Raw genomic sequence first — 23,099 nt, 5'->3', positions numbered from 1 at the left:
TGTGACCTTCGACCGTGACCGCGAGCGGCGCAACGACGCCGTTCACGCCGAACATAAGGCCGCGCTTGCACGGGGTGAAAAGCGGGTGCTGCGCACCACCAGCACCGGCGAACTGCACAGTTACCCCGCCGACGAAATTGGGTTTTCCCCAGGCCGTGGCCACGTACAGGTCCAAACCTGGTGGGGTATGGGGATCCTGACCGGCGTCATGGTGCTCTTGACCCTCCTTTCCCTGGTCATACTGCTCAGGCCCCTGCCGGACGGCGGCCAGCCGTTCTGGGGCGCCCTGGTCCTCACTGCATTCGGCATTTTTGGAGCCTGGTATACCTTCGGCATGGCGAGGAACGAGTACCGGGCCAAGAAACTGCGGAAGGAACGGCATGCACCGGAACCTGGAGCAGGACCCCTCAGTGAATGAACCGCATGGCGGCCACGAGGCGCCCGCCACCTCGGCGGGGAGGGCCCGGCGGGGCGTGACGTAACCGACTGCGTCCTTCCGGATGCGAAGTCTAAACTGGACCAATGACTACAGCAGCTACCCCTTCCGTCGGCCTGGTCGGATGGCGCGGCATGGTCGGTTCCGTCCTGATGCAGCGCATGCAGGACGAGGGCGACTTCGCCAACATCAACCCGGTGTTCTTCTCCACCTCCAACGCGGGAGGTGCCGCGCCGTCCTTCGCTGACGGCGCCGGCAAGCTCGAGAACGCGTTCGACCTCGACACCCTGGCGAAGCTGCCCATTATCGTCACCGCCCAGGGCGGGGACTACACCAAGCAGGTCCACGGCGAACTGCGCAGCCGCGGTTGGGACGGCCTCTGGATCGACGCCGCCTCCACCCTGCGCATGAACGACGACTCGATCATCGTGCTGGACCCGATCAACCGGGATGTCATCGACAAGGGCCTGGTCAACGGCACCAAAGACTTCATCGGCGGCAACTGCACCGTTTCCTGCATGCTCATGGGCCTGGGCGGGCTGTTCAAGAACGGCCTGGTCGAGTGGGGAACCTCCATGACCTACCAGGCTGCCTCCGGCGGCGGCGCCCGGCACATGCGCGAGCTGCTCAGCCAGTTCGGCACGCTTAACGCCGAGGTCAGCACAGAACTGGACGACCCGGCGTCGGCCATCCTGGACATCGACCGCAAGGTCCTGGCCCACCAGCGCACCGACATCGACGCCACACAGTTCGGCGTTCCCCTGGCCGGCTCCCTGATCCCGTGGATCGACGCCGACCTGGGCAACGGGCAGTCCAAGGAAGAGTGGAAGGCCGGGGTGGAAACCAACAAGATCCTGGGCACCTCCGAGGAAAACCATGTGATCATGGACGGCCTCTGCGTCAGGATCGGCGCCATGCGCTCCCACTCCCAGGCCCTGACCCTGAAGCTCCGCGAGGACCTGTCCGTCGCCGAGATCGAGAAGCTGCTGGACGAGGACAACCAGTGGGCCAAGGTGGTTCCCAACACCAAGGAAGCCTCCATGGCGGACCTGACTCCGGTTGCCGCTTCCGGCACCCTGGACATCCCGGTGGGCCGCATCCGCAAGATGGAAATGGGCCCGCAGTACATCAGCGCCTTCACCGTGGGCGACCAGCTCCTCTGGGGCGCCGCCGAGCCGCTACGCCGCATGCTCAACATCGCCACCGGCACCTTGTAACTTGCCCCACGAGCGGCCCCTGCCCGCATAAACGGTGCTCCCCAGCGCCGTTCACGCGGGCAGGGGCCGTTTGTGTGTTCCGGGCTGTCCGAGGAACGCCGCCGGCCGGGCACGGAGCTGCCCGGGCCGGTCCAAGTGATTCCAGTGCAGCCGGAAGACCCCACCGCCATGTGGATTGTCGGCAGCCTGAGCGGCCCGTGCCCGCACAAGCGGTGCTGCCCGGCGTATGCGGGGCAGCACCGGTCAGGTGGCAAGGAACGCCGTGTAACGCCGGGCGGCTTTGGCCAGGGCTGCCTGCGCGGCGGGACCCAGCGGCCGGGCTTCATCGAAGAGTTCGGGCACGACGACGGCACCCGGCCCCGATCCCTGCAGCGCCCAGGTGCCAACCACCCTTCCCGCGGCAACCACCGTCTTCTTGAAGACACCGTTGCCGCCGGGCACGATCAGGTCGAAATGCTCCGGCGCCAGGACGACGCTGCGGTCGGTGTAGCCCAGGACAAACTCATCGAAACCGGGCAGCAGGTGGACGGACCGGGCCCCGGGCACACTGGAGCCCACCAAGGCCGCCACCTCCGGGGACAGCCAGTAGCTGGTCCCCTCGAACTCCAGCTCCACCAGCTCGCGCCGGACGTGCTCGAACGCGGTGCGCACCTCGGTCAACGGCAGCTGGGTCCACCAGGCGAAGTCACGGAGGGTGGCCGGCCCGTGGCTGCGGAAGTAGCGGAGCAGGAACTCAGCCAGGGCGGATTCGCGTTCCAGGCTCCGCGGCGCCGGGATCCATTCGTCGAACGCAGCGATCAGCTGTTGGTTTCCGGCCAGGGGCCCCAGTACCAGCCAGCCGTGCCGGCAGAGCGAACCCAGGAGATGGATCCCGCGTTGGCCCTGTGTCGGCTGGCCTCCGTCGTCGAACACCTTGAACAGTGCCGCGCGGCTGATGGGGCCGTCCGCCAGGATGCGGTCCAGCGCCAGGTCACGGGCCTTCTCCACGTCCGCCCACGCAATCTCCAACTGCCGGTGGCGGCCGGCGATGCTCCTGGTGAGCCGTTCGGCCGTGAGGTCCAGCATCCAGCGCAGATCCTCCGGAGCCACGAGGTGCAACGTCCCGCGCATAGGCCAGGACCGGACAATGGCTCCGGAATCGATGGCGGCACGTACCTGGGAGAGCCCCGCCCCTGGCACCCGGACCCCGACCGCCCACAATGCCGCGGGCAGGTCCTGTGCCTGCACGGCGGTCATCCAGCGGACCAGTTCCGGCACAGAGGTAGCCTCCATCCCGGCGAGCCGCTGGGACGCCAGGCGGAGCCTGCCAACCATCCTGCCGTCACGCAGGGCACCAGATGCAGCCATGCGCCCATCCTAGGCCGGGTGCGGCCCTGGGGGGACTAGAGTTCGAGGCCGATCAGCAGCGGCTCCGGGTGCAGCGAAATGCCGAAGTGGCGTTCGACGCCGGCCCGCACCTCCCGCGCGACAGCCACCATATCGGCGGCGCTGGCGGAGCCACGGTTGGTGATGGCCAGGGTGTGCTTGGTGGACAGAGACGCGCGGCCTCCGGCCACGCCGCCGTCTTCCAGGCCGAAGCCCTTCCCGAAGCCTGCCTGGTCGATGAGCCATGCCGCGGAGAGCTTCACCATTCCGTCCTGCCCGGCAGGGTATCGCGGAGCGTTTTCCGGCAGTTTGTCCGCTACGTCAGCCGCCACAATGGGGTTGGTGAAGAACGACCCGGTGGAGTAAGTGTCCCGGTCCGCGGCGTCCCACACCATTCCCTTGGAGGCACGCAGGCGCAGGACTTTGCGGCGGACATCGTTGGCGTAGGCGCGCTGGCCCACTTCCACACCCAGGGCCCGGGCCAGCTCGGCATACCGGATGGGCGCGCTCATCCGGCCCAGCGGCAACTGGAATTCGACGGTGAGGACCACGTACCGGGGCGAGCCGTTGACGGTGGCCTGCTTCAGGATGGAGTCCCGGTAGCCGAACTTCAACTCCGAGTTGGTGAAGGTCTGCACGGCGTTCCGCTCGCGGTCCCAGGTACGCACGGCGGCGATGGTCTGGGAAACGTCGGCACCATAGGCACCCACGTTCTGGACCGGCGTGGCACCGGTCGAGCCGGGGATGCCGGACAACGCCTCGATACCGGACCAGGCGTGCAGCACCGCGTGCTCCACCAGCTTGTCCCAGTTGTGCCCTGCCTGCACCACCACTGCCACTCCCCCGCAGGAGTCCTCTGCGTTGACCGTGAACCCCTCGGAGGCGATCCTGATGACGGTCCCGGGGAACCCGTCGTCGGACACCAGGAGGTTGGACCCGCCGCTGACGATGAGGACCTGTTCGCCGGCGGCATCCGCCGAGCTGACCGCGTTGATGATTTCAGCCTCGGTGCGGGCCTCGACGTACTTGCCGGCAGGGCCTCCGACGGCGGAGGTGGTCAGGGCGGAAAGGAGGGTGGAAGTCACCCGTCAACAATACAAGGGAAAGCTAGTCAGCCTTCCGGGCCACCGGGGACAGCACAAAGCTCACCCCAAGCATCACCATCACGGCCAGCAGCGAATGCAGGATGCCCACATGCTCAGCCAGCAGCCCCAGCAGCGGAGGGCCGCACAAGAACGCGGCATAGCCGATGGTGGACACCACGGACACCCGGGCGGCAGCCCTTGCGGGGTCGTCGGCAGCGGCTGACATGCCCACCGGGAAGCCCAGCGAGGCGCCCAGGCCCCACAGCGCGAGTCCTCCATACGCAAGCCAAGGCACCGGGGCGAAGACGAAGACGCCCAGTCCCAGCACAGCCATGGCAGCGCACCACCGCATCACGGGGACCCTGCCAAACTTGTCCAGCAGCACCGTCCCGGCAAAGCGCCCGATGGTCATGAACATGACAAAGAGGCCGTAACCGGCGGCCCCGGCAGCGTCGCTTTGCCCGTGGCCGTCGGCGAGTGCCAGCGCCACCCAGTCCCCTGCCGCGCCTTCGGCCAGGGCCAGGCCGAGGACCAGGACGCCCAGGAGCAGGGTCCGCCGGTCCCGCCACGCCTGGGCGATCTTCCGCTTATTGTCCAGCGGCGCGTCCGCCGTGGCCTCGGCGGTGATCACGGGGATGGGACCGGTGGTGGGGTCCCCGAAGGTGTCCGGCGAATAACTGCGCTCCCCTGCCACCGGGGTGATGTCTGCCCGGAACCAGGACGCCGCGGTCGCAACTGAAACTGCCACCACGGCCCCGGCCGCCGCGAGGTGCCAAAACACGGGCAGGGACACCGCGGCGGCGACGGCACCCAGGCCGGCGCCTGCTACAGTCCCCAAGCTGAAGGCCCCGTGGAGCCGCGGCATGATGTGCCTCCCCACCGCGCGCTCCACCGCGGCACCTTCAACGTTGGATGCCGTGTTCCAGCTGCCGGTGCCCAGCCCGATGATGGCCAGGCCAATGGCGGTCGCCACGTGGCTTGCCAGCACGGTTGTGCCAAAACCCGCGGTCAGCAGGCCTGCACCCACCATGATGCTGCCGGTCCGGATGGTCCTCTTGGAGCCCAGCCGCAGCACGATCAGCCCGGAGGCGGAGACGGAGGCAAAGGACCCCAGGGTCATGCACAGCAGAATGACGCCGACGTTGCCCGGGGTGAGGTCCAGTGCGTCCCTGATGGCCGGCAGCCGGGACACCCAGGAGGCAAAGGCAAGGCCGCTGGCGCCATAGGCCACCACGACGGCGTTACGCCACGACGAGACCTGGGCGCCAGTCGCTGTGGTTCCTGCGGACGTGGTCAAAAGTTGCAGCTCAAGACAACTTGACGAGGGCCTGGGCCTTCATCAGGACCTTCTGCCCCGCGGAGACCACCGTGAGGTCAACGCGCGCGGTGCCGGCGTCGGCGTCGAGCTTGCCGATGGCGCCGCTGACCTCGATGGTGGCCCCGGGCTGGTCGGTTCCGGTGGTGTCGGTGACCAGGACCGGCTTGGTGAAGCGGGTCTGGAAATCAACGACGGCGGCGGGGTCACCCGCCCAGTCGGTCACCAGCTGGACGGCCGAGCCCATGGTGAACATCCCGTGGGCGATGACCCCGGGCAGTTCCACGCCGGTGGCGAAAGCCTCGTTCCAGTGGATGGGGTTGAAGTCGCCGGAGGCGCCTGCGTACTTGACCAGGTCGGTGCGCGTGACCTCGATGGTGCGGCTGCCGATTTCCTGGCCGGCGCTGAGTTCGTTGAAGCTGGGGCTCATGGTTACTGTCCCTCTCCGCGGACCAGGATGGATGACATGGTAGTGGTGACGGGTTCGCGCGAGTCGCTGGAACCGAGGGCAAAGATCTCGGAGCGGGTGGTGATCATGGCACCGCCGCCCATGGCCCGGACACCGTCCACGTGCAGTTCGGCAACCAGCCGGTCACCGGCAACGATGGGCCGGTGGTGGGTGAAGCGCTGGTCGGCGTGGACCACGCGGGAGAAGTCGATGCCTGCCTCCGGGTCCTCGATGAGCTGGGCGTCGGCGCGCTGGGCGATGATGATGGCGAAGGTGGGTGGCGCCACCAGATCGGGGTGGCCCAGGGCCTTGGCTGCGTCCACGTCAAAATGGGCAGGGTGGGTCGCCTTCACGGCGCGGGCGAACTCGCGGATCTTCTCGCGGCCGACGTCGTACACCTCTGCGGCAGGGTAGCTGCGGCCCTGCAGGTCCGGATTGATAGTCATGGATTCCAGCCTATCGTTGCCACGCCCTTCAAAAAGGCCCTACCGCACTGGTATGATGAATTCATCATTTCATCAATTCGCTGTCCGGGGCCTGATCCGGCGGCCATCGCGCACAGGAGCGCCACCCCGGATGCTGTCTTCCGCCCAAGCACCTCTCTATGAGATCAAAGCGAACCTCTTCAAAGGCCTGGCCCACCCGGCGAGGATTCGGATCCTTGAGCTGCTGGCCGCAGCACCGCAGGAGTCTGCGCCCGTGAGCTATCTCCTCGCAGAGACCGGGCTGGAGGCCTCCCACCTCTCCCAGCACCTGGCCACCCTGCGGAAACACAAAGTGGTGACCTCCGTACGCAGCGCCAACGCGGTCACGTACCAACTCGCCCACCCGGGCGTATCGCAGCTGCTGGCCATCGCCCGGACGTTCCTCCTGGACAGCCTGGCCGATTCCAACGAACAGCTCCGGTTGGCACGGCAGCTGCCGGCGGACCACCTGGCCGGCGGCCAAGCCTCGTGAGCGCGACCCCGGCCGCTGCCGCGAGGAGCATCACCCGGTTCCTCCCGTCGAGGAAGGACTACGCCGGAGTTGCCGGCACGTGGCGCACCGACCTGCTGGCAGGGATCACCGTAGGCATTGTGGCGTTGCCGCTGGCCCTCGCCTTCGGCGTCAGCTCCGGGGTGGGCGCCGAGGCGGGCCTCATTACGGCGATCGTGGCCGGACTGGTGGCCGCCGTCATGGGCGGGTCCCCGGTACAGGTATCCGGGCCCACGGGTGCCATGGTGGTGGTACTCGCCCCCGTGGTGGCGGTCCACGGCATCGGCAGCGTCGCACTCTTGTCCCTGATGGCAGGGCTGCTGGTCTGCGCCCTGGGATTCAGCGGCCTGGGCCGGGCCGTGGCCTTCATTCCGTGGCCGGTGGTCGAGGGCTTTACGCTGGGCATTGCCGCCATCATCTTCCTCCAGCAGGTTCCGCTGGCCACCGGCACGTCCGGAACTCCGGGGCACAATACCCTTTTGGCCGCGGTAGAGGCGGCAGCGGGCGCAGCCTCCCCGACGGTCCTGTTCACGCTCGCGCTGGTGGCCGGAGTCGCCGTCGTGATGGTCCTGGTGCAGAAGCTGTTCCGCACCATCCCGGCCAGCCTGCTCGCAGTCCTCCTGGCAACCGCCGCCGCCGAATTCCTGCAGCTGGACGTCCCGCGGATCGGTCCGCTGCCGCATTCCCTGCCGGCGCCGGCCCTCCCGGCCCTGGACCCGGCCGCCCTGGGCAGCCTGGCCATGCCCGCCGTCGCCGTCGCCGTCCTGGCCGCCATTGAATCCCTGCTCTCGGCACGGGTGGCCGCCGGGATGGCAGGGCCGGACGGCAGGCCTACCGGCGCCTACAGCCCCGACCGCGAGCTGATGGGACAAGGCCTGGCGTCCATCGCGGCCGGCCTGTTCGGCGGAATGCCAGCCACCGGCGCGATTGCACGGACGGCGGTGAACGTGCGGTCCGGAGCCAGGACCCGGCTGGCCGCTACCGTGCACGCGGTGGTGCTGCTGGGCATCACGTACCTGGCGTCAGGAATGGTCAGCCGCATCCCGCTGGCGGCACTGGGCGGGGTCCTGATGGTCACAGCCGTGCGAATGGTCTCGCGGCGCACCGTCACCGCCATCCTCCGGTCCACCCGGGCAGATGCCGCCGTTTTCGTACTCACGGCCGTCATCACCGTGGCCTTCGACCTCATCGTTGCCATCCAGATTGGACTGGCCGCGGCGGCCCTCTTCGCCCTGCGGACCTTTGCCTCAATGAGCGGTGTCCAGCGTGAGGAGATTCCGGGCCCACCGGCGGAAGGGGACGGCCACATCGCGCTCTTCCGGCTTGATGGGGCGATGTTCTTTGGCGCCGCCGAACGCATCCTCCAGGAGATCAGCCAGGTCAAGGATGTGCAGGTGGCCATCATCAGGCTGTCCCAGTTGCGGATGCTGGACGCCACCGGCGCCCACGCCCTGGTGGAGGTCATTTCCGCACTGGAGCTGCGCGGCATCACCGTCCTGCTCAAGGGTGTCCGGCCGGACCACCTTGACCTGGTGACAAACGTGGGCGTGATCCGTTCCCTGCGGCACCACAAGCACCTGTTCGAGGAGCTGCCGGATGCCGTGGAACACGCCCGCAGCCACGTCCTGCGGAACGCGGCGGCAGCTAGCGCCTGAGGTTCTTGCGGATCGCCTGGCCGCGGACCACGATGCCCACGACGTGGAGGACCAGGCCCAGCCCGATGAGGGGCAGGGATGCCATGGCCAGGGCCTGGTTGCCGTTGATGTTGCCCACAAGGTTAAGGATGATCCCGACGGCGATCAGTCCCATCGCGCTGAAAACCAGGACTTTGTAGCGGGTGGGCGCGGTGGCCCAAAATTCGTTCAGCACCGTCCAAGTCTACCGAGTCCCCGGGACGCCCCCGGCGGACCGGGGCTCCGCCGTCGGCCGCCGGGCTTGCCACAGGCGGACCATCCCAAAAGACCCCGTGGACCAGATAGCGGGTATCGGTCACGGGGTCTCCTGAAGTAGTGGTGGCGCTACAGCGCGGGCTGCACCCCAAAGGCTACCGCGAGCTTCATGATCTTCTCGGCGCGGCCCAGGCGGGGCAGGTCGGAACCGTCACGGATGACGCGGCCGTTGGCTTCGAAGTCGTTCATGAAGTCGGTGGCCCAGGCGACGTCCGACGGCGTGGGGCTGATGACCTCGTTGATCACGGGGGTTTGGTCGATGGCCAGGCACAGCTTGCCGGTCATGCCCATCATCACCGTGATGCCGGTCTGCTCGCGCAGGATGGGATGGTTGGTGCCCACGGTGGGACCGTCGATGGGGCCGGGCAGGTTGCCCACGCGGCTGGCGACGACGAGCTTGGCCCGCGGGTACGCCATGGCCTCGGGGGTGGCGGCCATGCCCGTGTCGCGGCGGAAGTCACCCGAGCCGAACGCCAGGCGGAACGCGCCCTGGGCCTTGGCGATGTGGTTGGCTTCCTCGATGCCGAGCGCCGATTCCACCAGCGGGATGACGGGGGTCTTGCCGTCCATGCGGTGGTAGCTCTCGGTGACCTGGTCCGCGGATTCGGTCTTAGCGAGCATGACGCCGAGCAGCCCCGGGGTACCGCGCAGGCCGGCGAGGTCGTCGGCCCAGAACGGGCTGGTGGCGTCGTTGATCCGGACCCAGGCCTTGCCGCCTCCGGTCAGCCAGTCGATGACGTTGTTCCGGGCCTGGTCCTTCTGCGACGGGTCTACGGCATCTTCAATATCCAGGATGATCGAATCAGCCCGCGACACGGCCGACTGGTCGAAGAGCTCGGGCTTCATGGCATTGACCAGCAGCCAGGAGCGTGCGATCTCGGCGGGGATATTCCGTTCCGGCCTAACGGTTTCGGCGGCGATGGTAGACGTCATGCTTTCTACAGTATCCGGCCTGCAAGCGGCACGGCGAAGAAAACAGCCCGCTTGTGAGGATCAATACGAACTAAACGCGTTGTGACCGGATACGGAAGCGGCGGGCGCCCTGATGACCATGCATCACGGCGCCCGCCGCCACCGGCTGCGGAACGGTCAGGGGATGTTGCTGCCCCGTGCGGTGACCCAGAGCCGGTACCAGTCTGCGCGGGTGAGGGCATGGGCCACGCGGGCGGCGTCCGCGGAGGCCCGGATCCGGTCCGGATTAACCGTGCCGATGACCGGCGCGATGCCGGCCGGATGCTTCATCAGCCAGCCCAGGAGGATGGCCTCGCCGGATGTGCCGTAGGTCCCCGCCAATTCTGCGACGAGTTCCGCGGTGGCGGCCTCGGCCGACGTGGGGCTTTCCGGTTCAGCGCCGGTGTAGATGCCGCGCGCCAGCGATCCGTACGCCTGCAGGGTGACGTTGTTGCGGGTGCAGTATTCCAGCGTGCCGTGCGGAAAGCTGTAGTCCAGGTGTTCCGGATGGTTGACCAGGACCTGGCTTTCCAACCACGCCCGCTTCAGCAGGCTCATCTCCAGCTGGTTGGCCACCACGGGAGTTTCCAGCCGGTCCTGCAGCACCTCGATCTGCGCAGCGGACATGTTGGACACACCCAGCTGCCGGACCTTGCCCTCGGACATGAGCTGGCCGACGGCGGCCGCCACCTCCCCCGGGTCTGCCAGCGGGTCCGGGCGGTGCAGCAGGAGGACGTCCACGTAGTCGCTCCGGAGCCGTTGAAGGCTGCCGTTGACCCGCTCCAGGATCGCCTCCCGGCTCAGGTCGTAGTGGGTTTGCAGGCCCCGCTCGTTCAGCCGGATGCCGCACTTGGTCTGCAGCCGGATCCGCTCGCGGAGGCCCGGAGTGGCGGCCAGGACCTCACCGAACACGGCCTCTGACTTGCCGTTCCGGTAGATGTCAGCATGGTCGAACAGGGTGATGCCCGCGTCCACGGCGGCCTGGACGGCAGCGTCGGCCTGCTCCACATGGTCAACTCCATGTGGCTCGTCAGACCAGCTGCCGCCCAGCCCCATGCATCCGTAAATGATTTCCTGCATCAGGCCCGCAGCCATGCGGTGGTGTTGCCCGGCAGCTTGCCGTCCTCGAGCGGGCCGCTGCTGACCAGGACCGTGCCGGCGGGAAGGTCGACGGCGGTGCTTCCGAAGTTGGTCACGGACTGCCACCCGTTGGGGCGCTTGAAGTGCAGGACGTCCGGGTTGGCGTTTTCCACCCACTCGAGGTCCTCGTCGGTCAGCAGTTTGCGGCGCAGCTTCAGTGCCTTGCGGTAGAGCTCCAGCGTGGAGCCCTCCGTCCCGTCCTGCGCCTCAAGGGCATACTTGCTGAACCAGTCCGGCTGCGGCAGGTGGGACCCGCCGTCGCCGAAGCCGAAGGACGTGCCCTCCACCTTCCACGGCAGCGGGACACGGCACCCGTCACGGCCGATTTCCACGCCCTTGTTGCGGAAGAAGGACGGGTCCTGGCGCTCCGATTCGGGAATCTCGGCCACTTCCTGCAGGCCCAGTTCCTCACCCTGGTACAGGTACGCGGATCCGGGGACAGCCAGCATCAGCAAGGTGGCGGCGCGGGCACGGCGTTCACCCAGTTCGACGTCCAGCTGGTCCTTGGGGCCGCCGGCGAGCAGCCAGTCCTTGCCGTCCTGGCCCTTGGCACCGGCTTTTTCCTTGGCAACCTGGGGCAGGCCGTAGCGGGTGGCGTGCCGGACGACGTCGTGGTTGGAGAACACCCAGGTGGAGGAGGCACCGGTGGCAGCGGCCTCGGCGAGGTTGCGGGTGATGATTTCCTTGTATTCGGCGGCGTCGAAGTCGGCCTGCAGGAGGTCGAAGTTGAACGCCTGGCCCAGGCCCTGGGGGCTGGCGTAGCGGGCCCGGCGGGTGGCGTGCACCCATGCTTCGGCGACGGCGGTGCGCGGCGGGTTGTACTCGTTGAACACTTCGCGCCATTCGGCGTAGATCTCGTGCACTTCGTCCCGGTCCCAGAACGGGTGCGAGCCGTCGTCGAATCCGTCCACGCCGGTGTTGGCGGCACTGAGTTCCAGTTTGGACAGGAGCGGCTCGGTGAGGTCCTTGGTGAGGGCGTGAGCCACGTCGACGCGGAAGCCGTCCACGCCACGGTCGGACCAGAAGCGCAGGGTCTTGAGGAAGTCGTCACGGATTTCGCGGTTGGACCAGTTCAGGTCCGGCTGCTCCTTGGCAAAGATGTGCATGTACCACTGGCCCGGGGTGCCGTCCGGTTCGGTGATGCGCTCCCAGGCCGGTCCGCCGAACACGGAGTCCCAGTCCGACGGCGGAAACTCGCCGTTGGGGCCCTTGCCGTCACGGAAGATGTAGCGGTCGCGGGCCGGGGAACCCTTGGGCGCAGCGAGGGCCTCCTGGAACCACTTGTGGCGGTTGGAGGAGTGGTTGGGGACGATATCCGCTATCAGCTTGATGCCGGCTTCGTGCAGCGCCTTGGCCATTTCATCGAAGTCGGCCAGGGTGCCCAGCTTGGGGTCCACGTCGCGGTAGTCATCAACATCGTAGCCGCCGTCGGCGAGCGCCGAGGGGTAGAACGGGCTGAGCCATACGGCATCGATCCCCAGCGTCTTCAGGTAGGGGACCTTGGCGGTGATGCCCTTCAGGTCGCCGATGCCGTCGCCGTTCGAATCGGCGAAGCTGCGGGGGTAGATCTGGTAGACGGAGGCCTGGCGCCACCAGTTGGGATCGGCCAGACGGTCAGAGTCGGACAGGGTTGCCAGAGTGGCAGTGGTGGACAAGGACTGACCCTTTTCTTCAGTGCGGCTATATTTATATTGAATCTAAATTTACTTCCTCAAGTATTATCGGATGCTTTGGACAGGAAGGTCAACAGCATGCCTGAACCGGTTCCGGCCACCCCCCAGCTGCTGCGCCGCGTCAGTGCCGGCGCGGTCCTGGAGTTCATGCGCGCCTCGGAGGCCGTGACGGTCACCGACGTCATGGCCGCCACCGGGCTGACACGGGCAACCACCATCGCCGTCTGCGAAGACCTGGTCCGGCGGGGCTGGATCCTGGAGCTGGAGAACCAGCGTGAATTCGGCGGATACCTGAAGGGCCGCCCCGCCCGGCGTTTCGAACTCAACGAGCGGGCCGGCGTGGTTCTGGGCATGGACATCGGGTATTCCAAGGTCACCGTGGTGGTGTCCGACCTGCGCGGCACCACCCTGGGACGGTCCAGCCGCCCCTTCCAGGCCGGGGAGGTGGGTTCGCAGGAACGGATCGCCTTCATTGACGGCGTTGCCATGGCTGCCCTGCGCTCGGCCGGAACGGAACCGGAGCGGGTGCTGGCCGCCTGTGCCGGGGTTGCCGCGCCTGTGGACCGGCACGGCGAGGTGGTGGCCACGCAGGAGTTCTGGGGACTGTTCGACCTGGGGCTGCGGCCCGCGCTCAAGGCAGCCCGCGGGTGGACCGTCCTGCTGGAGAACGACGCGAACCTCGCCGCCCTCGGCGACCGGTGGCAGGGAGCGGCTGCCGGCGTCGACGACGTCGTGGTGATCCTCGCCAGTGAGCGGCTGGGTTCGGGCATCGTGGAGGGTGGACGGCTGGTCCACGGCACCAGTGGGAGTGCCGGCGAACTCGCCTACCTGAACCTGGTGGAAGGCGTGGGCGACACCTACGGCATCGCCCACCTGGCGCGAACCTGGGCCGCGGAAGCACTGGACACCGCCACCCCCACCGCCCTCCGGGCATTCCAGCCCGGACGGGTGGAGGCCGAACAGGTCTTCGCCGCCGCCGGCCAGGGCGATGCCGTGGCGCTGGACATCCTCGACCGGCTCGCGGACAGGATGGCACGGGTGGTGGGCACCGTGGCCACCATGCTCAATCCGGAACTGGTGGTGCTTGGCGGCGGCGTTGCGGATTCCGCCCACGTGCTCCTGGCCCCGATCAGTGAGCGCCTTGCCGGGTACACAGCCACCCCCGCACGGGTGGCGGCATCGCCGCTGGGCGATGCCATTGTCACCGTGGGCGCGGTGCGCTGCGCCCTGGACTACGTGGAGAAGAACTCACTGGACCTGGTGCTCGCAGGGCGCGCCGCTCCGGCCTGAGGGGTTCCTACTCCGGCATGACCATGGTGCGCAGGTCCAGCTGCCTGAGCACCCGGTCGGCCACCTCGGGGTCCATGTCCGGCTCGTTGCGGGCTGCCACCACTTCCTGCCGGGCGGCGTCGAGCGCGATGGTCTGAACCGCGATGGCAAGCTCCCGTCCGCGCCGGCGCTTTTCCGCCAATGGTTCGTTCCGCAGGCTGCCGTCCGTCAGTTCTGCGCGCAGGCGCTGCATCCGTTCCTTGACCAGCTTCACCTTTTCCGGCGGCAGGTCCGTCATCAGGTCATGCTGCTTCAGGGCCGCAACGGCGGCCGCCTGGGCGCGGGCGGCAAGCAGCCGGACAGCGTCGCGTTCCGCTGTTCCATCCTCGGAGGCCTTCAGGACACGCATCAGCCAGGGCAGGGTCAGGCCCGGAAGGACCAGCGTGGCAAGCAGCACCGCGCAGGCAATGACCAGGAGGTAGTCCCGGCCCGGGAACGGCGTGCCGTCCGCCAGGGTCAGCGGCAGTGCCAGGGCCAGCGCCAGGGTGGCCAGGCCCCGCATGCCGCACCAGGTGAGGATCAGGACCTCTTTCAGGGACGTTGGCTGGAGGAGGTTCTTCCGTTTCCGGGCGCCCAGCGCCAGGACGCCCATCCACAGGAACCGGACCGCGAAAACCAGCACGCAGACCAGCGCGGACACCCCGATCATGCCGAAGATCCCGCTTCCTTCATCACGGATGACACGGCGGATCTCCAGGCCCACCAGGCCGAACGCGAGACCGGTCACCAGCAGCTCCACCACATCCCAGAAGGCATTGCGGGTGACGCGCTCCGCCGCGTCCTGGGGGCGGGCGTGGCGCTGCATTTCGAGGGCAGTGACCACCACGGCGATAACCCCGGAGGCGTGCACCTCCTCGGCCAGGATGTAGGCGGCGAAGGGGACCACCAGCGTCACCGCGCTGCGGGCCACCATGGAAGTGACCAGCCGGGTGACCAACGCGATCAGCCAGCCCATGGCCACGCCCACCAGGACGGCGAGCGCGGCGCCCAGCAGGAACTGGAGGACGACGTCGGGCCCTACCTTGGTGCCTCCCACGGCGGCGGCCACGGCCGCCTGGAAGATCACGATGGCGGCAGCGTCGTTGAAGAGCCCCTCGCTTTGGAGGACGGAGATGAGGCGGCGGGGCATGTGCACGCGGCCCGCCACCGAGTCCACCGCCACTGGATCCGGGGGCGCCACCATGGCGCCGAGCGCGATGGCGGCGGGTACTCCGATGCCGGGAACCATCAGCCACGCTGCGCCGGCCACCACGGCGGTACTGATCACCACCAGCGCCACGGCCAGCATGATCAGGGTCCGCCACCGGACGCGGAACACCGCCCAGGAACTCCGCTGGGCGGTGGCGAACAGCAGCGGCGGCAGGAAGATGGGCAGGATCAGCCCGGGTTCGATTTCCAGGTCGGGGAAGCCCGGAATGAACGTCAGCGCAGCCGCCAGGAGCAGCATCAGGACCGGGTATGGCAACCGGAGCCTGTCCCCCAGGCCCACGGCCACCACGGTGGCCAGCAGCAGTCCGACAATGAGTGCGAGCTGGTCCATAAGCCCCGTCCCCGCAGCCGGCTACGCGCGCGGTTCCAGTGCAGCCGCGACGGGCAGGGTGCCATCACGGAATTCGATGGTCCGGCCGGCGGTTTGGGGCAGGTCCAGGACGGCGGCCGCCACGATGGCCGTGTTGGCGCGGGAAGTATCCCGGCCCCCAACGGGTGAGGGGTCGACGTCGATCAGTCCCGTTCCGGGCTTGTCCGTCAGGGCGCCCGGGCCAAGGATGGTCCAGTCCAGGCTGGTGCCGCGCAGGTACTCGTCCGCGGCCGCCTTGGCCTCGGCATACGCGAAGAAACTGTTGTCCTCGGGCACGCCGTGGTCCTTGCCGGCACCAAAGTAGGAAACCATGACGTACCGGTCCACGCCGGCCTGGGCCGCTGCGTCCATCGAACGGATGGCAGCATCCCGGTCCACCGCGTAGGTGCGCTCCGGGTTGCCGCCGCCGGCGCCGGCGGACCAGACCACGGCGTCGTGCCCGGCCAAGGCGCCGGCGATGGCCGCCGTCGTCGAATTCTCCACGTCGAGGACCAGCGGCGTGGCGCCGGTGCCGGTGACGTCGGCTGCGTGGTCCGGGTTGCGGATGAACGAGGTGACGGAGTGGCCCTCGCCGGTGAGGAGTGCGGACAGGAGGAGGGCCACTTTTCCGTGGCCGCCGATGATGGCGATGCGTGTCATGCACCCATTCTGCCCGCATCGTGGATAACTGCAGAAGCCATTTGCCCCTGAACAGGGCCTTTGGGCCCTGTTCAGGCTTTCCGGCCCCCACCTAGCTTGGGGGCATGGCTACCGGACCCCATGCGGGGTTAGATGGACCCGCATCAGAAGCAATGTTGAAGCTGGGCCGTTTCTTCACGAGGTGGGACCAGACGGACGACGGCAGGGCGGTGTTCAGGGAGGGCGGCCGCAAGGGTGACATCTTCTACCGGGACCGCTGGAGCCACGACAAGGTGGTCCGCTCCACCCACGGGGTGAACTGCACCGGCTCCTGTTCCTGGAAGGTGTACGTCAAGGACGGCATCATCACCTGGGAATCCCAGCAGACAGATTACCCGTCGGTGGGCCCCGACAGTCCCGAATACGAACCAAGAGGCTGCCCCCGCGGGGCGGCCTTTTCCTGGTATACCTACTCCCCCACCCGGGTGCGGTTTCCGTACGCCCGGGGCGTCCTGGTGGAGATGTACCGGGAGGCCAAGGCGCGCCTGGGCGACCCGGTCCTCGCTTTCGCGGAGATCGCAGCGGACCCGGAGAAACGCCGCCGCTACCAGCAGGCCCGCGGCAAGGGCGGACTGGTGCGGGTGTCGTGGCAGGAAGCCATCGAGATCGCCGCCGCAGGGCACGTCAACACCATCAAGACGTATGGCCCTGACCGGTGCGCCGGTTTTTCGCCCATCCCGGCCATGTCCATGGTGTCCCACGCGGTGGGGACACGCTTCATCCAGCTCATCGGCGGGGTGATGACCTCCTTCTACGACTGGTACGCCGATCTGCCCGTCGCCAGCCCGCAGGTGTTCGGTGACCAGACCGACGTTCCCGAATCCGGGGACTGGTGGGACGCCCGGTACCTCGTGATGTGGGGCTCCAACGTTCCGGTGACCCGGACGCCTGACGCGCACTGGATGACAGAGGTCCGATACCGCGGCACCAAGGTGGTCACCGTCAGCCCCGACTATGCGGACAACACGAAGTTCGCCGACGAATGGCTGCCCGCGCAGGCAGGAACGGACGCCGCCCTGGCCATGGCCATGGGGCACGTGCTGCTCAAGGAATTCTTCGTGGACAGGGACGTGCCGTTCTTCACCGACTACGTGAAGCAGTACACGGACCTGCCCTTCCTGGTCAGGCTGGAACGGAACGACGGCGGCGCCCTGACGCCGTCGAAATTCCTCACCGCCCTTGACGTCCCCGGCGAGTCCGGGGCTGAGGATGCGGCGTTCCGCACCGTCCTGTTCGACCGGGCCGCCGGCCGCCCCGCCGTCCCCAACGGGTCGATGGGGTTCCGCTATTCCGGCAGCGGGGAAGGCAAGTGGAACCTGGACCTCGAGGGCATCGAACCTGCGTTGTCCCTCCGTGAAGTATCCGGGGAAAACGCCGAAATCCTGCTCCCCTGCTTCGAGGACGCCGGTGGCGAAGGCAGCATCCTGCGCAGGGGCGTCCCGGTAATGGAGGTGGGCGGCCATCTGGTAACCACCGTGTTCGACCTGATGCTGGCCCAATACGGCGTGGGCCGGGACGGCCTGCCCGGCGAGTGGGCGGCCGGCTACGACGACGCCGCCACCCCGTACACGCCGGCCTGGCAGGAGGAGATCACCAGCGTCCCCGCACAGGCCTGCATCCGGGTGGCACGCGAGTTCGCCCGCAACGCCGAGCAGTCCAGGGGCCGCTCCATGATCATCATGGGGGCAGGCATCTGCCAATGGTTCCACGGCGACACCACCTACCGGGCGGTGCTGGCACTGGTGATGCTCACCGGCTGCATGGGCCGCAACGGCGGCGGCTGGGCGCATTACGTGGGCCAGGAAAAGACCCGGCCCATCACCGGCTGGGTGTCACTGGCCAACGCCCTGGACTGGTCACGGCCGCCGCGGACCATGACGGGCACCAGCTACTGGTACATGCACACGGACCAGTGGCGGCAGGACGGATATTCCGCCGACGCCCTCAAGTCACCCCTGTCCACCGGCAAGCTGGACGGCATGCACACGGCGGACGCCATCGCCCAGTCCGCCCGGTTGGGCTGGATGCCGTTCTACCCGCAGTTCGACCGCAATCCCCTGGACGTGGCGGACGAGGCGGAGGCCGCCGTCGCCGCCGGGACAGCCGCGGACACACCCGCCTACATCGCCGAATCGTTGAAGAACCGCTCCCTCAACCCTGCCATCGAAGATGTGGATGCCCCGGCCAACTGGCCGCGGACCCTGGTGCTGTGGCGGTCCAACCTGTTCGGCTCCTCGGCCAAGGGCAACGAGTATTTCCTCCGCAACCTGCTGGGAACCCACAACAACGTCCTGGGCGGGGACAGCGCGGAGGAACTCAAACCCCGGGACGTGGCCTGGCACAGGCAAGCGCCGGAGGGAAAGCTGGACCTCCTGGTCTCCGCCGACTTCCGGATGACGTCCACCACGCTGCTGTCCGACGTCGTGTTCCCGGCCGCCACCTGGTACGAAAAGCATGACCTTTCCTCCACGGACATGCACCCCTTCGTGCACGCCTTCAGCCCCGCGATCGATCCCCCTTGGGAAACCAAAACGGACTTCGACACCTTCCACCTGCTGGCCCGGGAATTCTCCCGGCAGGCCAAGACCCACCTGGGCATCCGCCGCGACCTCGTGAGCATCCCGCTGCAGCACGACACCCCGGGCCAGCTCGCCCAGCCCGGCGGCCGGGTCCGTGACTGGCGGGACCCGGACATCCCTGCCGAGCCTGGGCAAAACATGCCCGTCTTCTCCGTGGTGGAGCGGGACTACACGGCCATCGCGGACAAGCTCGCCGCCGTCGGACCGCTGGCCGGCAAGCTGGGCTTCACCGTCAAGAACGTCACGTACAAAATGGCCGGACCGCTGGCCCGGCTCAGCCACGCCAACGGAGTGATGCTCGGCGGGGCTGCGGACGGCCAGCCGGCCATGGACACCGATGCGAAGATGGCAGAGGCAATCCTGGCATTCTCCGGCACCACCAACGGCGCCCTGTCCGTCCAGGGCTTCAAGGACCTCGAGGTCCGCACCGGACAGAAACTGGCGGACCTCGCGGAGGGTTCCGAGGAAAAGTTCATCACCTTCGCCCAGACCCAGGCTGGACCGGTCCCGGTGATCACGTCCCCCGAGTGGTCGGGCTCGGAGACCGGAGGCCGGCGGTACGCCCCGTTTACCATCAACATCGAACGGCTCAAACCCTTCCACACCCTCACCGGCAGGATGCATTTCTTCCTGGACCACGACTGGATGATCGACATCGGTGAAGCCCTTCCCATCTACCGGCCTCCGCTGGACATGCACCGGCTGTTCGGCGAACCCCGGCTCGGCTCCGACGGGGCCATGGAGGTGACGGTCCGGTACCTGACGCCGCATTCCAAGTGGTCCATCCACTCCGAATACCAGGACAACCTGCTGATGCTCTCCCTGTCCCGCGGCGGCCCAACGGTCTGGATGAGCCCCGCCGACGCCGACGCCATCAAGGTCCGGGACAACGACTGGGTGGAGTGCACCAACGTCAACGGCGTGCTGGTGGCCCGCGCGATCGTCAGCCACCGAATGCCGGCCGGCGTGGTCTATGTCCACCACGCCCAGGAGCGCACCATCGACGTCCCGAAATCGGAAGCGACCGGGCGCCGCGGCGGAATCCACAATTCGGTGACCCGGCTGCTGGTGAAACCCTCGCACCTGGCCGGCGGCTACGCGCAGCTGGCCTACGCGTTCAACTATCTTGGCCCCACCGGGAACCAGCGCGACATGGTGGCCACGGTGCGCCGCCGCTCGCAGGAGGTGCAGTACTGATGAGGGTGATGGCCCAGATGGGCATGGTGATGAACCTGGACAAATGCATCGGCTGCCACACGTGCTCGGTGACGTGCAAGCAGGCGTGGACCAACCGTGCCGGCATGGAATACGTGTGGTTCAACAATGTGGAGACCCGGCCCGGGCAGGGCTATCCGCGCCGGTATGAGGACCAGGAGCGCTGGTACGGCGGCTGGACCCTGAACCGGCGCGGCAAGCTGACGCTGAAAGCCGGCGGCAGGGTGAAGAAGCTCATCGGCATCTTCGCCAGCCCCGTCCAGCCCGAGCTGAAGGACTACTACGAGCCGTGGACCTACGACTACAAGACCCTGGTGGACGCTCCGCTGGGCGACGACTTCCCCGTGGCCCGGCCGAAGTCCCTGATCACCGGCAAAGACACCAAGATCACCTGGTCCGCCAACTGGGATGATGATCTGGGCGGCGCCACCGAGCACGGGAACCTGGACCCGATCGTGGCGAAGATCCGGCGTGAGTCCGAGGACAAGATCAAGTTCGCCTACGAGCAGACCTTCATGTTCTATCTCCCCCGGATCTGCGAGCACTGCCTCAACCCCTCCTGCATGGCGTCCTGCCCCTCGGGTGCTATCTACAAGCGGGTGGAGGACGGGATTGTGCTGGTGGACCAGGACCGGTGCCGCGGCTGGCGCCAGTGCGTCACGGGCTGCCCATACAAGAAGATCTATTTCAACCACAAGACCGGCAAGGCCGAGAAATGCACGTTCTGCTACCCCCGGGTGGAGGTCGGCCTGCCCACCGTGTGCTCCGAGACGTGCGTGGGCCGGCTGCGCTACCTGGGACTGTTTTTGTACGACGCCGATGCTGTCACCGCGGCAGCGTCGGTCACCGATCCGAGGGACCTCTACGACGCCCAGATGGACGTGTTGCTGGACCCCCACGATCCCCGCGTCCAGGCGGGGGCCCGCGCACAGGGCATCCCCGAGGACTGGCTGGACGCCGCCCGCCGGTCCCCCGTCTACGCCCTGGCCAAGGTGTACAAGGTGGCCTTGCCCCTGCATCCGGAGTACCGCACCATGCCCATGGTCTGGTACGTCCCGCCACTCTCCCCCGTGGTGGACCTCCTCCGCGACCAGGGGCACGACGGCGAGGATCCCGGCAACCTGTTCGGCGCCATCGACGCCCTGCGGATCCCGGTGGAGTACCTCGCCGAGCTCTTCACTGCCGGGGATACGGAGCGGGTTACGGCCGTGCTGCGGAAGCTCGCGGCCATGCGGTCCTTCATGCGCGGCATCAGCATGGGTGGGGACCCGGACGAGGCCATCCCGGAGTCCGTGGGCATGGACGGGCAAAGCATGTATGACATGTACCGGCTGATGGCCATCGCCAAGTACAGCGAACGCTATGTCATTCCCACGGCGCACCTTGAGCAGGCGCACGACCTGGAGGAGTTGGGCTGCTCGCTGGATTTCGACGGCGGACCGGGCATGCAGGACTCGGCCCCGTTTGGCGAGGCGAGCGGGCGGCCCGTCCCGGTGGCAGTGGACACGTTCAACGCCTTGCGGGACCGGCAGAGCTCGGACACCATCGCCGAGGGGACGGGCCTGCGCGGGCGGGTGAACCTGCTGAACTGGGACGGCCGGGGCGCCCCGTCCGGACTCTTCCCGGACAAGCCCGCCCCGGACAGGGGCCCGGCGCCGGACACCCTGGCCGGCGCCGAGGACGGGTCATGAAGCGGGCAAACATGGACCGGTCGACCGGGAACCGCCGCGACCAGGTGGTATACCTTGCCGCAGCCTGGTGCCTGTCCTATCCGGATGGGGAACTGGTGGAGCGGGTCCCCCTGGTCCGGGCGGCGCTGTCCGAATTCCCCGGCGCACTGCCCGGGTTCGCGCCCGTGCTGGACCTCCTGGAAGCGACCCCGCCCATGGACCTGCAGGCCCAGTACGTCCGCGAATTCGATCTCGGCAGGCGGCACGCCCTGCACCTGAGCTACTGGACGGACGGGGACACCCGGCGCCGCGGCGAAGTACTGGGCTACTTCAAGGAGGCCTACCGGCACAGCGGTGTCCTGGTGGACCTGGACGGGGAGCTCCCGGACTACCTGCCGATGGTGCTCGAGTTCGCCGCCAGGGTGGATGGAGCCGCCGGCCGCGACCTGCTGCAGCGCTACCGGGCCAGCCTTGAGATGCTCCGGCTCGGGCTGCTGCGGGACAACCTGCCTCACGCCCGGATCCTGGCGGCCATCTGTGCCACGCTGCCGGGAAAGTCACCCCAGGACGAGCAGGAAGTGATGCGCATGGCCGGATACGGTCCGCCGACCGAAAGCGTGGGACTGGATCCCTACGACCCGCGGCTGCTCCCCGTCAGGAGGTCCTGACCATGCCGGCACTCGGGGCGGCGCTGGAGGCGGAGCCAGGAGCCGTCGTCGTGCTTAGCACCTGGGACACCGTCCTGTGGGGCGTGCTGCCGTACGTCATGGCGGTGGTGCTGGTGGGCGGCCTGGTGTGGCGCTACCGGTACGACCAGTTCGGCTGGACCACCAGGTCCTCCCAGCTGTACGAATCCAGGCTCCTGCGGATCGCTTCCCCCCTGTTCCACTTCGGGCTTCTGGCCGTCATCGCCGGCCACTTCTTCGGGCTGGTCATTCCCATGGCCTGGACGGCAGCCGTGGGCATGAGCCAGGAGTTCTACCACTTCAATGCCTTGGCTGTGGGCGGCATTGCCGGGGTGGGAACCCTGGGCGGAATCGCGCTGCTGATCTACCGGCGGCGCACCACGGGGCCGGTGTTCATGGCCACCACCAAGAATGACAAGACCATGTACGTGGTGCTGACCGCCGCCATCGTCTTCGGCCTCTGGACCACGCTGGCCAGCGTCTTCGAGGGCGAACACGGGCACAACTACCGGGAAACCGTGGCGCCCTGGTTCCGGTCGCTGTTCATCTTCCAGCCTGACATCGCGGCGATGGCGGCCGCCCCGTTCTCGTTCCACCTTCACACGCTGGTGGGAATGGCGCTGTTCGTCATCTGGCCGTTCACGAGGCTGGTGCACGCTTTTACCGCGCCCCTGCACTATCTGTTCCGCCCGTACATCGTCTACCGGTCACGGGACAGGGAGACCAAGGGCCGCGGCTGGTCCGCCGTGGGCACGCCGGACAGGGACACCCGCAACCGCTGACCGGCGGTGCGTTTGGATGATGTGGTG

Annotated in this window: 20 protein-coding genes; 9 read left to right on the top strand and 11 right to left on the bottom strand. The window is 67.8% G+C overall.

Translation table 11 applies throughout. From position 1 onward, the window contains the following. Window position 1 precedes the first annotated feature (1 nt). Window positions 2-418: a hypothetical protein gene (locus PV772_RS03835; protein WP_141159732.1), complete on the top strand. Its 417-nt coding sequence runs from the start codon at window positions 2-4 to the stop codon at window positions 416-418. A gap of 104 nt (window positions 419-522) precedes the next feature. Then, window positions 523-1,653 carry an aspartate-semialdehyde dehydrogenase gene (gene asd / locus PV772_RS03830; protein ID WP_141159731.1) on the top strand — a complete coding sequence of 377 codons (1,131 nt, stop codon included), beginning with the start codon at window positions 523-525 and terminating at the stop codon, window positions 1,651-1,653. Between the two features lie 243 nt (window positions 1,654-1,896). Here the strand turns inward: asd and PV772_RS03825 are convergent, their stop codons facing one another. From PV772_RS03825 to PV772_RS03805, 5 genes are read right to left on the bottom strand one after another with little or no spacing between them, the layout of a single operon-like run. Further along, a complete protein-coding gene (locus tag PV772_RS03825) occupies window positions 1,897-3,000 on the bottom strand; it encodes a winged helix DNA-binding domain-containing protein (protein WP_347885410.1) in 1,104 nt (367 codons plus the stop codon). A gap of 35 nt (window positions 3,001-3,035) precedes the next feature. Then, on the bottom strand, window positions 3,036-4,103 hold the full coding sequence (locus PV772_RS03820) for a UDP-N-acetylmuramate dehydrogenase (protein WP_141182145.1): 1,068 nt from the start codon (window positions 4,101-4,103) through the stop codon (window positions 3,036-3,038). Window positions 4,104-4,125: 22 nt separating this feature from the next. Next, entirely contained in the window at window positions 4,126-5,400 is a 1,275-nt protein-coding gene (locus PV772_RS03815; protein ID WP_347885409.1) for an MFS transporter, read from the bottom strand. A 10-nt stretch (window positions 5,401-5,410) separates the two neighbouring features. Next, on the bottom strand, window positions 5,411-5,848 hold the full coding sequence (locus tag PV772_RS03810) for a MaoC family dehydratase (RefSeq protein ID WP_141182147.1): 438 nt from the start codon (window positions 5,846-5,848) through the stop codon (window positions 5,411-5,413). Window positions 5,849-5,850: 2 nt separating this feature from the next. Further along, window positions 5,851-6,312 (bottom strand): MaoC family dehydratase N-terminal domain-containing protein, encoded by a 462-nt coding sequence (locus PV772_RS03805; protein WP_141159726.1) that lies wholly within the window; start codon window positions 6,310-6,312, stop codon window positions 5,851-5,853. Between the two features lie 130 nt (window positions 6,313-6,442). Here PV772_RS03805 and PV772_RS03800 point away from each other — a divergent pair, with 130 nt between their 5' ends. Both PV772_RS03800 and PV772_RS03795 read left to right on the top strand, forming a co-directional pair. Then, window positions 6,443-6,823: a metalloregulator ArsR/SmtB family transcription factor gene (locus PV772_RS03800; protein WP_141159725.1), complete on the top strand. Its 381-nt coding sequence runs from the start codon at window positions 6,443-6,445 to the stop codon at window positions 6,821-6,823. After that, window positions 6,820-8,496, top strand: coding sequence for a SulP family inorganic anion transporter (locus tag PV772_RS03795; protein WP_347885408.1), 1,677 nt, complete (start codon window positions 6,820-6,822; stop codon window positions 8,494-8,496). The genes PV772_RS03800 and PV772_RS03795 overlap by 4 nt, the downstream gene beginning before the upstream one ends. On the opposite strand, the gene PV772_RS03790 is transcribed toward PV772_RS03795, so the two are convergent. From PV772_RS03790 to PV772_RS03775, 4 genes are all read right to left on the bottom strand, one after another. Next, entirely contained in the window at window positions 8,486-8,710 is a 225-nt protein-coding gene (locus tag PV772_RS03790; protein WP_141159723.1) for a DUF3188 domain-containing protein, read from the bottom strand. The genes PV772_RS03795 and PV772_RS03790 overlap by 11 nt on opposite strands. Window positions 8,711-8,859: 149 nt before the next feature. After that, window positions 8,860-9,723, bottom strand: a complete 864-nt coding sequence (locus tag PV772_RS03785) for a CoA ester lyase (protein ID WP_141159722.1) — start codon at window positions 9,721-9,723, stop codon at window positions 8,860-8,862. A 156-nt stretch (window positions 9,724-9,879) separates the two neighbouring features. After that, window positions 9,880-10,821: an aldo/keto reductase gene (locus tag PV772_RS03780; RefSeq protein WP_347885467.1), complete on the bottom strand. Its 942-nt coding sequence runs from the start codon at window positions 10,819-10,821 to the stop codon at window positions 9,880-9,882. Continuing rightward, window positions 10,821-12,536, bottom strand: a complete 1,716-nt coding sequence (locus PV772_RS03775) for a glycoside hydrolase family 13 protein (RefSeq protein ID WP_347885407.1) — start codon at window positions 12,534-12,536, stop codon at window positions 10,821-10,823. The genes PV772_RS03780 and PV772_RS03775 overlap by 1 nt, the downstream gene beginning before the upstream one ends. A gap of 96 nt (window positions 12,537-12,632) precedes the next feature. On the opposite strand from PV772_RS03775, the gene PV772_RS03770 reads away from it, so the two are divergent. Then, window positions 12,633-13,844, top strand: a complete 1,212-nt coding sequence (locus PV772_RS03770) for an ROK family protein (protein WP_347885406.1) — start codon at window positions 12,633-12,635, stop codon at window positions 13,842-13,844. Window positions 13,845-13,851: 7 nt separating this feature from the next. Here PV772_RS03770 and PV772_RS03765 read toward each other — a convergent pair whose 3' ends face one another. Together PV772_RS03765 and PV772_RS03760 are read right to left on the bottom strand one after the other, a co-directional pair. Next, entirely contained in the window at window positions 13,852-15,423 is a 1,572-nt protein-coding gene (locus PV772_RS03765; protein WP_347885405.1) for a Na+/H+ antiporter, read from the bottom strand. A gap of 21 nt (window positions 15,424-15,444) precedes the next feature. Beyond that, a complete protein-coding gene (locus PV772_RS03760; RefSeq protein ID WP_141159718.1) occupies window positions 15,445-16,101 on the bottom strand; it encodes an SDR family oxidoreductase in 657 nt (218 codons plus the stop codon). A gap of 104 nt (window positions 16,102-16,205) precedes the next feature. Between PV772_RS03760 and PV772_RS03755 the strand changes: the two genes are divergently transcribed. From PV772_RS03755 to narI, 4 genes are read left to right on the top strand one after another with little or no spacing between them, the layout of a single operon-like run. Then, window positions 16,206-19,916, top strand: a complete 3,711-nt coding sequence (locus PV772_RS03755; RefSeq protein ID WP_347885404.1) for a nitrate reductase subunit alpha — start codon at window positions 16,206-16,208, stop codon at window positions 19,914-19,916. After that, complete coding sequence (gene narH / locus PV772_RS03750) at window positions 19,916-21,625, top strand: nitrate reductase subunit beta (protein WP_347885403.1); 1,710 nt, start codon at window positions 19,916-19,918, stop codon at window positions 21,623-21,625. Before PV772_RS03755 ends, narH begins: the two co-directional genes overlap by 1 nt. Next, window positions 21,622-22,272, top strand: a complete 651-nt coding sequence (gene narJ, locus PV772_RS03745; RefSeq protein ID WP_246839640.1) for a nitrate reductase molybdenum cofactor assembly chaperone — start codon at window positions 21,622-21,624, stop codon at window positions 22,270-22,272. The genes narH and narJ overlap by 4 nt, the downstream gene beginning before the upstream one ends. 2 nt (window positions 22,273-22,274) lie before the next feature. Then, window positions 22,275-23,072 carry a respiratory nitrate reductase subunit gamma gene (narI, locus tag PV772_RS03740; RefSeq protein ID WP_307361370.1) on the top strand — a complete coding sequence of 266 codons (798 nt, stop codon included), beginning with the start codon at window positions 22,275-22,277 and terminating at the stop codon, window positions 23,070-23,072. Window positions 23,073-23,099 lie beyond the last annotated feature (27 nt).

The sequence above is a fragment of the Pseudarthrobacter sp. CC12 genome (assembly GCF_039907755.1).
GTDB lineage: Bacteria > Actinomycetota > Actinomycetes > Actinomycetales > Micrococcaceae > Arthrobacter > Arthrobacter niigatensis.
The sequence above is the reverse complement of the archived record's forward strand: the minus strand, read 5'-3'. Positions and strand labels throughout refer to the sequence as shown.

Bases quoted from the DNA above. Each gene is read 5' to 3' on its own strand.
- asd (WP_141159731.1), top strand. From the start codon at position 523: ATGACTACAGCAGCTACCCCTTCCGTCGGCCTGGTCGGATGGCGCGGC.
- PV772_RS03825 (WP_347885410.1), bottom strand. From the start codon at position 3,000: ATGGCTGCATCTGGTGCCCTGCGTGACGGCAGGATGGTTGGCAGGCTC.
- PV772_RS03810 (WP_141182147.1), bottom strand. From the start codon at position 5,848: ATGAGCCCCAGCTTCAACGAACTCAGCGCCGGCCAGGAAATCGGCAGC.
- PV772_RS03805 (WP_141159726.1), bottom strand. From the start codon at position 6,312: ATGACTATCAATCCGGACCTGCAGGGCCGCAGCTACCCTGCCGCAGAG.
- PV772_RS03800 (WP_141159725.1), top strand. From the start codon at position 6,443: ATGCTGTCTTCCGCCCAAGCACCTCTCTATGAGATCAAAGCGAACCTC.
- PV772_RS03785 (WP_141159722.1), bottom strand. From the start codon at position 9,723: ATGACGTCTACCATCGCCGCCGAAACCGTTAGGCCGGAACGGAATATC.
- PV772_RS03780 (WP_347885467.1), bottom strand. From the start codon at position 10,821: ATGCAGGAAATCATTTACGGATGCATGGGGCTGGGCGGCAGCTGGTCT.
- PV772_RS03770 (WP_347885406.1), top strand. From the start codon at position 12,633: ATGCCTGAACCGGTTCCGGCCACCCCCCAGCTGCTGCGCCGCGTCAGT.
- PV772_RS03765 (WP_347885405.1), bottom strand. From the start codon at position 15,423: ATGGACCAGCTCGCACTCATTGTCGGACTGCTGCTGGCCACCGTGGTG.
- PV772_RS03760 (WP_141159718.1), bottom strand. From the start codon at position 16,101: ATGACACGCATCGCCATCATCGGCGGCCACGGAAAAGTGGCCCTCCTC.
- PV772_RS03755 (WP_347885404.1), top strand. From the start codon at position 16,206: ATGGCTACCGGACCCCATGCGGGGTTAGATGGACCCGCATCAGAAGCA.
- narH (WP_347885403.1), top strand. From the start codon at position 19,916: ATGAGGGTGATGGCCCAGATGGGCATGGTGATGAACCTGGACAAATGC.
- narJ (WP_246839640.1), top strand. From the start codon at position 21,622: ATGAAGCGGGCAAACATGGACCGGTCGACCGGGAACCGCCGCGACCAG.
- narI (WP_307361370.1), top strand. From the start codon at position 22,275: ATGCCGGCACTCGGGGCGGCGCTGGAGGCGGAGCCAGGAGCCGTCGTC.